Genomic DNA, 12402 nt, shown 5'->3' with positions numbered 1-12402 from the left:
TCCGACGCCTCCTCCTGCGAGGAGAGCATGGCGAGGCGGTCGCGGTTCCAGCGGTTGGTCAGGCCGGGCAGCATGCCCATCGCGTAGATGACTTCGGCGTTGCGAAGGCCCGAATCGGTCGCCGCGTAGGAGCGCTGGCCCGCGATGTTCGCTTCCTTCAACGCAGGCTTCGTCACGTACTCGTTGAGGAGCGCGAGGCCGAAGAGGAGAATCGCGCCGACCGTCGCGGCCACGCCGAGGCGCCAGTCGATCATCGTGATGACGATGAGGAAGATCGGCGCCCAGGGCGTGTCGAGGATCGTGTTGGTGACGTTGCCGGCGATGCCCTGGCGGAACGTGTCGAGATCGCGCAGCGCCGATGCTCTAGCCGGGCGGCCGGCGCGGAGCCCGGCGTTCACGACGGCGTCGAGCAGGCGCGGCGCCATCTTGCGGTCGATCATCGAGCCGATGCCGATGAGGATGCGCCCGCGCAGCTCCTCCAGCGCGATCATGACGACGAAAGCCATGATCACCGCGATCGACAGGTAGATCAGCGTCGCTTCCGAATGTGAGGTGATGACGCGGCTGTAGACCTGCGTCATGTACAGCGGCATCGCCAGGAACAGGAGGTTCGATCCGAAGGAAAACAGCGCCGCAAAGGCCATCGGCTTGGCGCCGGCGCGGAGCGCATCGCGCATTTCGGGCGCGAGGGTAACGTTGGGCTGCATGGATCGCCTTTGCGGACGGAACGCTGCGGAACACGGGGTGACGCCCGCAAGCCGGAACCCGCTCCCATCAGCCAATCACGGCATCATGAGGGCAGATCCGGCCGAGGCGGGGCACCGACCGCCGGACCATACAACCAAACCCGCGATTTTCCTACGTCCCGCTGGCGTTTCGGTGGTGGTCCGATGTCTGCGGGGACTGAATGCAAAAGGTGGCCTGTCAGCCTGAGTATCCGCAAGCGATCGAATGCGAACGCCGATCCTGAACTATCGGGTGGACTTTCGTCTCAACCGTGGGCCAGTCAGCGCAGAGCCAGTAGTCGCCGGAACATGCTCTTCTTCGCGGCCTCTTCCGGCGTGTCTCCCTCGAATGCATTCGCGACAGGTTGACCCTTGTAGCGGATCAACAAAGGAACGGTCGTGGTCATCGGATGCATGATGCCATGCTCCCAGAGCCCGTCTTCGCCCCAGCAATCGCCGTGATCGCCGCAGACGATGATGGTGCCGTCCATGTGGCGTTGGAGAAGGGGAGCGAGCAACCTGTCTGCGAACTCCAGGCAGGCGGTTTGGCGCTGCTGGCACTCCTCCGAGCGGTCTTCGGTCTGAAACGGGATACAGGGGCTGTCGTCCGGCGACCAATTAGCCCCCTCATGCCAGTAAGGCACATGGGTTTCGCCCACATTGAGGAACGTGAACGTATCGCCTTCAGCCTCGTTCAGACGCTCATCGATCCATGCGAGTTGCTGGCGCAGGTGATAGGGGCCGGGGAAGAAGAAGTGCTCGAAGCTTTCGCTAAGGTGGACGCCGGTTGCGGTGTCCGGGTCAAACCAGCCCATCGCGGCGGCACCGATGGTCGTGTAGCCGAGCCGACGGAAGCCCTCGATGATGTTGCGACCCTGCAGCGAGTAGCCCTCGGTTCCTTTTCCGGGAAAGGAAGCCCCCGTCAGCTTGAAGAGTTTTCCGAATTTAGGGTCGAGAAAGGCTTGTGAGCTTCCAGGAATGCCGGGCGTGAAGCCGACAAACATGGCCGAATGGGAGCCGTAGGTAAAATAGCTTGGGGATTGGGCTTTGTGCAGTGGGGCCAGACTTTTGATGGCTGTCGCACGCGCTGCGGCAAACGTGTCGAACCGACATGAGTCTAGTGTGATGAAGAGGATTGTTTCTGACATGACCCAGGCCCCATAAAGCAGAAAGGGCGGCACAGGCCGCCCCTTCCACTGGTCTACGTATCGGCGAATTAGGCGAACGAGCCGACGTCGATCGTGCCCTGGTAACCGGTCACCTTGATGATGGCATCGATATCGCCAGCCGCTGCAGGAGCTGCCTGGTCAGCGGTAGCTGACACGACATAGCTCTCGCCTTGGTAGGTGAAGAGCGTGGCAACCTGTGTTCCGGTAGCGTTCGTGCCCTCGCCGGCGTTGATCGCCAGTACCGTAGCAGCCTGAAGGTTCGCGGCGTTGTTGATCGCAGCAATGTCAGACGCGTTGGTTACTGTGGAGACAGCCGTAACCGTAGCGGCGAGATCGATGGTATCAGTCCCGAACGTCATATCCGTGATCGAAACAACGTTCGTCGCGGTCGGTGCAGCGAACGTGTAGCTCGTGAAGTCGAAGGTGTCTTCGCCCTCCCCGCCCGTCAGGACGTGAACGCCCGTGCCGCCGACGTTGATGTCATCGTTGCCAGTACCGCCGAACACCGTGGCCTGGCCAGCGCCAGCGAGGGTGATGACGTCGTTACCACCGTTACCGTAGATGGTAGCGAGCTGAGCCGAAGTGCCCGTGCCCGACAGCGTGACAGTAATGTTGTCGATATCAGCCGACGTATCGCCAACGCCGTTACCGCCAAACACTGTTACGGAAGCCTGACCCGAAGCGGGGTTGACGACCGAGATGTTGATGGTGTCGCCGGCAGCGCCGCCGTAGATCATCGATCCCGTGCCAACAGCACCAGAGATGTCGTCGGCATCGGCGCCACCGAAGATGTGGTACTCGCCGCCACCGGCACCCAGGACGTTGATGTCGTCCGCGCCGCCGTTGCCGTAGATCGTAACCGTATGACCGTTTGTAGCGGTGACGTTGATGGTGTCGACGCCATCAGCAGTCGTGTCGTTCAGGCTGCCGCCGAATACCGTCACGGCTGCGTCGGCACCAGTGGTCGTCACGGTGATCGTGTCGGTGCCCAGGCCACCCGAAATGTCACCCGAGTTGACAGTAGCCGTGATGGTGTCGGCGCCCTGGCCACCGTTCAGGAGGGCGGAGCCCGCACCGGCGACGACGATCGTGTCAGCGCCAGCGTTCGAGTAAACGGTCGCATTGCCAGCCGAGGTCAGGTTCAGGCCGATGCGGTCAGCGCCGTCGGTCGTGTCGAGCCCGTTACCACCGAACACGGTGAAGTCACCAGCCTGAGCCGTGCCTGCAGTGAACGTGACGCCAGCAAAGGTGCCGCCGACCTGAACGACATCGAAGCCCAGACCACCGACGATCAGCGAGGCGTCGCCAGCAGCGCCCGTCGCCGTGATCGTGTCATTGCCTTCGCCACCGTAGATGCGATCCGAACCACCGTTGCCGGTGATGACGTCGTTACCGAGGCCGCCAGCGAGCAGGTCATCCCCCGCACCGCCGTTGACCACATCAGCGCCGCCGTTCGCGATGATGACCGAGCCGCCAGCAAGGGCGGTCAGCGTATCAACGCCATCGGTGCCGAACTGCACCAGCCCAGCCGGAAGAACCGAAGCGTCGGCCAGCGCAACGGCGCTCAGGCCAACGAACGTCAGTGACGCGCCGGAGGTGGTCGTGATCGTCGTGCCGTTGGCGTTGCTGGTCACGCTAGCGACCTGAGAGGCCTCCAGCTCGAAAACGATCTGATCGTTGTCCACGTCGAAGTTGATCGACTGGCTGGTCGTGCCGTCAAAGAAGAAGGTAGCCATGTGGTCTCCTGGAGCCCGTTGAGTAGTCTGGATGCGAGCGTGCACACTGCGCACCCTCCCCGTGTGATGCCATTACGCGTCGGTAATGAAATCTGCGGTGGATGTATGCATATGCCCTATGAAGGAGGCAAGGCAGATTGCAGCGAAATCGCCTGCCCTGAAGGGGGGGTGATGCGCATGCGCCACAACAAGCGCCGTGAGACGGGCCCAGCGTAAGGTTTGCACTTTGCTGTGACGCCAAACCCAGCTGTCTACATATGATTTGTGACATAAAGAGTATATAGGAATACCGAACGCGGGAACGGTTCGGCGGGCGGAAGAGTGGTATGGGCAGGAATCACGGAGGTCGTCCGCAGCTTTTCAACCTGACGAGCTTGCGGTTCTTCGCGGCGCTCTCAATCTTTCTGCACCATCTTGATACCCTCGGTGTCCATCCGTCGCAGTGGCTCCGGGGGCTCAATCTCAGTTGGACGGTGTCGTTCTTCTTTGTGCTGTCGGGTTTCGTTCTAGCGTACTCCTACGACGGGCGACTGACGGATCGACAATCGATAGAGCAGTACTTCATCCAGCGCGTAGCGAGGTTGTGGCCTGTTCATGCGGTCTGCCTTCTGCTCGTAGCGGCGCTGATCGGCGTGGGCGATACAAGCCTCCTGAGAGCCTATCTCGCTCTGACGCTGATGAACGCATGGATCCCGGCCTACGGATCGGGCTTTGCATTGAACAGCGTGTCTTGGTCGATCTCGGTCGAACTATTCTTCTACGCACTCCTTCCGTTCCTGCTGGCGTTATCCTATCGGAAATTGTTTGGTTTGTTCGTCGTCAATGCGGCATTCATTGGCGTCGTCATTCTTGTCATACCCGCCGTGGGTCTTGCGGGCAGACCTGATCCTCTCGTGGATCCTCTTTGGGCGGAATCCCTGATTCCGACCGGAAGCTCGATCATCCTCTTTTTCCCGCCGATCCGGCTGATCGAATTCGTTTCCGGAATCTTGGCCTACCGTGCGTTCACGAGGGTTGCGCTCCCACAGCGTGCTGCGTCGGGCGCGCAATTTGTGGCAGTTCTGCTCCTTCTTGGATACATGACGCAGCACGGTTCAGTCGTCGAGCTGATCGAAACACACGTATCCGGCCCGGCGGCCCAAGCTTATCGGCAGTTCGGTGCGTTCCCGTTGTTTGCGCTTGCAATTCTTCTATTTGCGCATCAGGCGGGTCCAGTGTCCGGGATGCTCTCTGCGAGACCTCTTGTTTTCCTCGGGGAGATCAGCTTCGCGTTCTATATGGTGCATCAAATTGTCATGCGGTTCCTGGCGCAGCATTGGCACCTCGCAAGTTCGTCAGATCGTCTGATAGCCGCCTTCGCAGCTTTGACTCTATCGCTCGGGCTTGCGACGATTCTCCTCTTTTGCGTCGAGAGGCCAGCTATCCGTTTGACCAAGGGCGCTTTTGGTTGGCGTTCGCGCAACGCAGTATCCGCCACGATGCCGCCAGCCCGGGCAATCAGCTAACAAGTTCGTCTATCAATCAGTCCTCGAGCGTCAGCCGGAGCCCGTCCATGAACGGCGTCTTCGGCGACCAGCCGAGAAGGTCGCGCGCGAGGGTGATGTCGAGGACGTTGGCGTCGACGTCCGAATCGCGCGTGCCGCCGTCCTCGCGGGCGAAACGCTGGCCGAGCACACTCTCCACCGCCTCGATCACGTCCATGATCCGCCGGCCTTCGCCCGAGCCGATGTTGATCGTCCGGCCTGCGGCAGCGGGCGCGGTGAGGCTGAGGGCGACGGCGTCCGCGAGATCGTCGATATAGAGGAAATCGCGGATCGCCTCGCCGCCGTTGATGATGCGCACGGGCAAGCCTTGCGCGTGCCGCTGGAGAAGGGCGGGGATCAGGCCTTGTCCCTTGCGGAACCTCTGGCCTGGGCCGAACGGGTTGGCGACGCGCAGGATGACGGAGTCGAGATCGTGAAGCCGGCCGTACATGCCGATGTACTGCTCGACCACGAGCTTCGTCATACCGTGCGAGGAGAGGGGCTTGGCCTCGTGCGTCTCGGGGATCGGCAGCGTCTGCGGCTGGCCGTAGACCGTGCCGCCCGACGACAGGAACACGTATCGCTCGACGTTCGCGGCGACGCAGGCTTCGAGAAAGGAGACCTGCGGCACGACGTTGTCGCGGATGTCGCTGACGGCATAGCGGTTCTGAAGCCCCGGCGACGAGGTCGAGATCAGCTGCACCACGACGCGCAGGTCGGTCAGCGCCGAGGCCATCGCGAGATCGTCGCCGAGATCGGCCTGGACCACCTCGACGTCCGCGGGAAGCGAGGCGGCGAAGGCCGGATCGATGTGGCGCGAGACGGCGCGCACGCGCTCCGGCCCACCGGCCAGTCGCCGGACGAGGTGCCGGCCGATGAAGCCGTTGGCGCCGAAAATGCCGATCATCGCGTCATTCCTATCGTCCAGGCCGGCCTCAGCGCACCGATCCCGGCACGAGCGTCGTCGCGATCGTATAGCCCGCCTTCTCCGCGGCGAAGGGCAGGAGCCGCTCCAGCGCGTGCAGGAGCGTGCCGTCCTTCGGCAGCGGCTCGCCGGGATAGTCGTCCGCCGCAAGATCGAGGGCGAACAGCGGCTCGAGCGCGGCCGGGCGGGCCCAGAACATCGTACCGTTCGGGAAGTCGAACGCGTGCGGCAGCGGCGTCGCTATGCCCATGCGCGCGGCGACGTCCTCGGCCGCCTTGCGGCTGCCGTCCCAGCCGACGAGGTTCGGGTCCTCCGGGAACACCAATCCGATGCGGTCGTCGGCGGCGAAGGCCGCGGCGATGCGATCGGCCATCGGATCGGTGCCGCCGAGGAGATGCTCCCAGAGGAACGTGCGCCAGCGCTCGCCGTAGGTGCGGTCCACCCCTTGTGTGTGGAGGCTCCGCTTGCCGTGGAGGTGGCCGACGAGATCGTAGTTCGAGAGCGTGTTGCGGCCGAGGGCGGTGAGGAAAGGCGCGATGTCGCGGCCTCGGTTCGGCACTTCGAGGAGCTCTACGCGGCCCTTCGTATAGCCGTGGCTCGCCCCGCGCAGGGCCGCGAGCGCCTCGGGCGTGTCGGTCGTGAGGAAGAGGTCGCAGCCGATCGCGTTGGTCGACAGGCGCTTCAGGAACTCCGGCAGGAGTTCGGGATAATGAAAGTGACCGTGGATGGCGATCTTCAGGCCGGATGGGGGCGCGACCGTCGGCCCGTCCGCCCGGATGACGGGGTGTGCCCAGGGACCGGCCGGGCGGCCGCGTGCGGCGTAGTGGGCCAGCGGATCGCGATCGAGGCCGGGGTGCTCCGCTTCGTAGCGCAACGGATTGAAACCCGGCAGCGGCCGGCGGGGGTAGGCGTAGGAGTCCGGCGCCGCGCCGCGCGCACGGCGTGCGGACGCCGCGACGTAATGGGCGATCGCCTCGTCGCGGTCGAGCCTGGTCAGCACCTCGCCGGTGTAGAAGTCGCGGTCGAAGAGATCGGGCGAGGCTGCGATCGCCTCCCGGTCGCGCGTCTCGCCCTTCGATCCCGCAATTGCCGCCTCGCCAAGGTCGGCGAGCTTCGCGACATAGACGTTCATGTCGAAGGTGCGGCGGGCGATGGCGGCAAGGTCCGCCGAGACGGCATCGTAATGGGCGCGATCGGTGGCGAGGCGCGCAATCTCGACGCCGGCAAGATGCGTGTCGAGATGCGGCACCACCAGCGAACGCGCGGCTTCGCCCTCGACCAGGATGTCGGACATGCCGGTCGCGCCGTCGAAGCAGACGACCGGCACGCCGCGCAGCGCGGCGTCGATCGAGACGTTGGGCAGCGGGTCGAGCCGCGAGGGCAGGAGGAGCGCGTCCATCCGCTCGTAGACGGGCTCGAGATCGGCGACGTTGTCGATGATGTCGAGGCAGTCCTCGAGGCCCGACAGTTCGATCTGCGCCTGCACGTAGACCGAGAAGTTCAGATCCTCGGCCGGCTTGTAGCCGTGGCCGATCCAGAGGAAACGGAATTTGCGGTCCGGGGCGGCATTGCGCGCGGCGAGTGCGGCCGCGACGAAGAGATCGACGCCCTTGCGCTGCTGCACCGTGCCCATGCCGAGCACGAGGAAGGCGTCCTCGAAGCCGGGCGGGCGCAGGATGCCGGGAAGCTTCGGATCGTTGACGGCGTTCTTCGCCTTGGCGCTCGCGACCTTCGGCACCTCCGAGGGGCCTTGCGGAACGATGTCGCAAGCGCGCTTGCGCACCGCCTCGTATTCCAGCCGCGACACCTCGTGCACGACGCGCGCCGGAAACACCAGCCGCGACGCCGTCTCGTAGAGGTCGTGCAGCATGCCGGGCGGGCGGTAATAGGTCGAGAATTCGTGGACGAGGGCGATGACGGGCACACCTGCCCGCTCCAGCGCCACCGCGTAGTGGCGGGTCTCGACGCTGTTGGCGATCGCAAAGTCGATGCGGTAGCGCCGGGTGATCTCCTCGGCCACCGCCTCGGCCTCGAACGGGTCGAAGCAGGCCGGCCGGCCGACCGGGCCGAGCGCGACGTCGGCGGCGCGTGCGAACGTCTCCTCGAACTCGCCGCCGGCCATCAGGAGGGTGACGACGTTGTGCGTCCGGTGCAGCCGGTCGGCGATGTTCCAGGCGAGGATCGGGGCGCCGGTACGCGAGGCTTCGTGCGCGATCACGAGGACCGTGCGACGCGCGGGATCGAAGCGGCCCTCGGGATAGTCCATCGCGGCGGCGGCGGAGCTTCCCGCACGTCCCTCGGCAGCGCCGTGGAGCACGAAATGCGCCAGAAGGTTCGGAACGGCCTCCGCGAGGTCGGGGTAGCGCAACGCGTAGAAGCGCGGGTCGAAGCGCTGCGAGGGCCGGCGCCGGGCGGCCTCGCCGACCGTGACGTAGTGCACGGCCGCATCGAAGCCGGTGAGGCCGATGCCCGCTTCCTTCGCGTAGTAGGCCGCGTCGAAATAGGGGCTGCGCAGGATTGCCTCGGCGGTGCGCAGGTCGTCTTCGGAATAGCTCCGGACCGGGCTGTCGATGGCTCCCGGCTCGCCGGTCTCGGCCGTGACGACGCGGCGCTCCATCGTGGGGATGGCGGGGCGGCGAGGGCTGGCGATGCCGCGCATCAGGCGGACGGCCGGGCGAAGCGAGGTTCGGATGCGGGCACGGGCCGCCGGCGACACGCGCTCCGCCATCCGGCGCAGCGGCGCGCCGGCGCGCCAGCTGAACGAGACCAAGACGGCCTGCAGGCTCTGCTGCGTTGCCTGCCAGGCCGCATGCAGCTGATCGCGCTCCTCGCGAAGCTGCCGACCCATCGCCTCCAAGGCATCCCGCTCGTCGGTGAGAAAGCCGGCATGCGTGCGCCAGCGATCCGTCTCGGCGCGCTCGACTTCGAGCTGATGCGCCGCTTCGCTGGCCTGGCTCTCGATCACGTGGTCCATATGCGCCGCGTGCTGCTCGAGCGAGTCGATCCGGTCGTAGCGCGCGCCGAGAAGCCGGTTGGTATTCTGCACGAAGCCGCGGAACAGACCCTCGGCCGCGCCGAGCGTCGACGACACGGTGTCGAGGCGGGCCATCGCGTCGGGCGAATCCGGCGCCTCGATCAAGGCTGCCAGCGCATCCCAGGCTTCGCCCACCAGCCATTCCAGCGAGCCCCGAGGTGCGTCGATCCGCTCGGGCGCGGTATGATGGCGCATGTCGCCGGACAGGAAGTCGTCGACATCGGCACCAACCTCCTCGAACGAGCGCGGCCAGGCGATCGCAAGGTCGGTCGCGATGTGCGTCGCCGCCGCGCGCCAGTCCCGCACCACGGCGTCGAACATCAGGAACGAGCGCGGCCGCCCGCGCGAATCCCGCTCGGCCGCGAGGACGTGCGACAGCCAGAGGAGAAGACCTTGCTCCAGCGGGAACTCGTTGCGCTTCTGGAGCGACTGCGCCACCTCCAGGGGATGGCGAAGCGGGTGGAGCGTCGCGACCTTGCGACCGGTCGCTTCGAGCGCCGGGATCCAGATCGGCAGCAGGCGGCAGATGCGCGGATCCTTGACGAGGACGCGCGGCGCGTCGCCGAGTTCCGGCGCTGCCAGCCGGCGAAGGCGGTCCACGGCGCCGGCTTCGGTCGCGGTCGTGAAGGCCGCGTCCGGAATGCGCACGGCATCGTCGTAGAGAAAGCCGAGCTCGCCGAGCAGCCGGTCGTCGAACTCGACGAAGCGGCGGTTCTCGAAGAAGCCCTTGGGGTTGTCGAAGGCCGGCGGGATCAGGTCGCCGGGCACGTCGATGCCCAGACGCATCATCATGCCGGCCAGCGCCGAGGTGCCGCTGCGGTGCATTCCGACGATCAGGATCGCCAGTCCATCGGACAGAGCGGGCCGTGCCTCGTTTGAAACGTCGGTTGCGGCGGCTGCCGGGGTCTGTGCAGTCATGGAGTTTCCTGGTCGCGGCCGGCGATCGCAGCACGGCCCTGTTTCTTTGACCCCCCGGGACCCGCAAGGCAACAGGTTTCGAATTCCCGGGCCTGTGATCCAGTTTCTCTCCCGTCCTCGGCTTGCCAAGCGCGCGAACACGCGGTCCACTCGCGATTTCGAGGATGACTGGAAGGCGGACGGGCGAATCGTCCCGACGGGGAGCTGAGCGCGAGTGCCTGGGAGCGAGATCGAACGAGCGGAACGCAGCGTGCCGAGGGGACGCTCGCAGCGATTGCACGGCTCGATCGCCCAGGAGATCGGGACGGCGATCCTGACCGGGACCTACGCCCCGGGCGACCTTCTCGCCAACGAGGTCGACTTCAGCGAGCGGCTGAGCGTGTCGCGCACGGCCTATCGCGAGGCGGTGCGCATTCTGGCCGCCAAGGGGCTGGTCAGCAGCCGGCCGAAGGCGGGTACCCGCGTCAACGCGCGGAGCAACTGGAACTTCCTCGATCCCGACATCCTGCGCTGGATCTTCGAGAACGGGCCGCCGACACCCGCCTTCGTGCGCGAACTCTTCGAACTGCGGCAGATCGTCGAGCCCTCGGCCGCCGCGCTCGCCGCTGAGCGCCACACGCGCGCCGACATCGCCGAGTTGCGGAGCGCGCTGGAACTGATGGGTCGCCACGGCCTCGGCGTCGAGGAAGGGCGCAACGCGGACCGCGTGTTTCACGAGACGATCCTGCGCGCGACTCGCAACGAGGCGCTCGGCACGCTGGCAAGCGGCATCGCCGCGGCCGTCCGCTGGACGACGCTCTTCAAGGCGCGCGACGGCCGGATGCCGCGCGATCCCGTGCCTGAGCACGCGAAGGTACTGGCGGCGATCGCAGCGGGCGACCCGGAAGGGGCGCGGCAGGCCATGACGACGCTTGTCGGCCTCGCGTTCCAGGACATTCGCTCGGTCGACCCGCGCCTCATCGACGAGACCGTGTGATCCGCCGTCGGTCGGCCGGCCCTTCGGTCTTCAGACCAGCTGAGCGGCGAGCCGTCTTGCCTGTGCGCGGATGTCGGGCACGGCGGTGATCTCCCAGAAGCGCGCCTTGGTGACGGGGCCGAGGGCGAAGATGCGGGAGGAGGCCGTGCCGGTCCGGTCGACCAGCGCGCAAGTCGACGCGACGTCGAGCCCGAGGCCGAGCGGATCCATCCGCGCCGTGCCGGACGCGAGGAGGTGGCCGACGAGACCCGTCCCGTCGGCTTCCGGCGAGCGGAGGATCCCGGTGCAGTCGACGATCCGGTCAACGACCAGCGTCTCGACGCCGGCGCATCGCTGCCGCACCTGCACATGATGGCGGCCGGCCTCGACGCGATCCTCCACGAGCCGGCCGGCCATCAGGGTCAGGAGACCGGTCGCCTGCGCCTCGCTGAGAAGAACGGCGAGTTCTGGCGGCATGCGGTGACGGTGCACGTCCCACATCGTCCGGCCGTGACGCAGGAAGCGTGCCCGGCCGGCAACGGGCATCGCGGACCAGATGGCGCTGGCGTGCGGCCGCAGCGCGTCCATCACCTCGCGCCAGTCGCGTCCCTGCGCTTCCGCCCAGCGGACGGTCCGCCGCAGCCAGCGCAGGAAGTAGGCGGGGCCGGTGCCGAGTGGAATGTCAGCGGGATCGAGAAGGAACGGCGCCGTCGCGGCGTGGACGCGCGGCAGCAGGCCGCGACGGGAGAGGGCGATCACCCGGCCGCGGTGGCCGCGGCGGTGAAGCGAGGCGACCTTGTCGACCATCGACAGGCCGGTACCAAGGACGAGGATATCCTCGTCAAGCTCGATCCCGAGATCCTCGGGCGGCGACCAGGCCGGGTCGTAGGGCGACGGTCCGGCCGCAACCGCGTGGCCGATGGCGAGGATCGCGCGATCGGCCGAAATCGCGACGCCGTTGCCGAGCGTCGCAGCCACCCCCCGAGACGTTTCGCCGAGCGCGACGCAGGTCTCGCGAACCACGCGCAGGCGGCTGTCTCCACTAACGGGAAGCCAGTGGCGCACGAGGTCGCGGAGATAGTCGCGGTAACGCCAGCGGGGTGCGAAGCCGAGGGCGCCGTTGAGGCCGCACGCGGCGGCTGCCCCGCTCTCGTTGAGCCAGCGCCAGAAGTGCTGCGGATCGTCGTCGAAGGCGCTCATGTTGCCGGCGCGCGTGTTGAGGAGATGCGCCGGATCGTCGGTCGAGTAGGCAAGGCCTTCGCCGATGCCGTCGCGCGGCTCGACGATGGTCACTTCGTGGTCTCCCGACGGCTGGCGAAGGAGGTGAGCCGCCAAGAGCACGCCGCTGGCGCCGCCGCCGATGATGACGACGTGACGGGTCATGCGGAAGGGCACGCGTCGCGAGGGCGCGTGGTGT

8 protein-coding genes are annotated in these 12402 nt (G+C 66.3%); 2 read left to right on the top strand and 6 right to left on the bottom strand.

Annotation, left to right across the window (positions count from 1 at the left end):
• The 3 genes from QZ753_RS19575 to QZ753_RS19565 all read right to left on the bottom strand — a co-directional run.
• On the bottom strand, positions 1 to 707 hold a 707-nt coding region (locus tag QZ753_RS19575; RefSeq protein WP_294646227.1), incomplete at its 3' end, for an ABC transporter transmembrane domain-containing protein.
• A gap of 299 nt (positions 708 to 1006) precedes the next feature.
• The gene (locus tag QZ753_RS19570) at positions 1007 to 1873 is read right to left on the bottom strand and encodes a hypothetical protein (RefSeq protein ID WP_294646226.1); all 867 of its coding nucleotides are present in this window, start codon (positions 1871 to 1873) and stop codon (positions 1007 to 1009) included.
• Between the two features lie 68 nt (positions 1874 to 1941).
• Positions 1942 to 3630 carry a calcium-binding protein gene (locus QZ753_RS19565; protein WP_294646225.1) on the bottom strand — a complete coding sequence of 563 codons (1689 nt, stop codon included), beginning with the start codon at positions 3628 to 3630 and terminating at the stop codon, positions 1942 to 1944.
• A 326-nt stretch (positions 3631 to 3956) separates the two neighbouring features.
• Between QZ753_RS19565 and QZ753_RS19560 the strand changes: the two genes are divergently transcribed.
• Complete coding sequence (locus tag QZ753_RS19560) at positions 3957 to 5135, top strand: acyltransferase (RefSeq protein ID WP_294646224.1); 1179 nt, start codon at positions 3957 to 3959, stop codon at positions 5133 to 5135.
• Between the two features lie 16 nt (positions 5136 to 5151).
• On the opposite strand, the gene QZ753_RS19555 is transcribed toward QZ753_RS19560, so the two are convergent.
• Both QZ753_RS19555 and QZ753_RS19550 read right to left on the bottom strand, forming a co-directional pair.
• Positions 5152 to 6060, bottom strand: coding sequence for an NAD-dependent epimerase/dehydratase family protein (locus QZ753_RS19555; protein ID WP_294646223.1), 909 nt, complete (start codon positions 6058 to 6060; stop codon positions 5152 to 5154).
• Between the two features lie 28 nt (positions 6061 to 6088).
• Complete coding sequence (locus tag QZ753_RS19550) at positions 6089 to 10030, bottom strand: rhamnan synthesis F family protein (RefSeq protein ID WP_294646222.1); 3942 nt, start codon at positions 10028 to 10030, stop codon at positions 6089 to 6091.
• Between the two features lie 250 nt (positions 10031 to 10280).
• On the opposite strand from QZ753_RS19550, the gene QZ753_RS19545 reads away from it, so the two are divergent.
• Positions 10281 to 11006, top strand: coding sequence for a FadR/GntR family transcriptional regulator (locus QZ753_RS19545; protein ID WP_294646221.1), 726 nt, complete (start codon positions 10281 to 10283; stop codon positions 11004 to 11006).
• Between the two features lie 30 nt (positions 11007 to 11036).
• Here the strand turns inward: QZ753_RS19545 and QZ753_RS19540 are convergent.
• Positions 11037 to 12402 (bottom strand): FAD/NAD(P)-binding protein (locus tag QZ753_RS19540; RefSeq protein WP_294646220.1); only part of this gene is annotated, 1366 nt, incomplete at its 5' end.

Origin of the sequence: uncultured Aureimonas sp. (assembly GCF_913775355.1) — a bacterium.
Classification (GTDB): domain Bacteria; phylum Pseudomonadota; class Alphaproteobacteria; order Rhizobiales; family Rhizobiaceae; genus Aureimonas.
The sequence above is the reverse complement of the archived record's forward strand: the minus strand, read 5'-3'. Positions and strand labels throughout refer to the sequence as shown.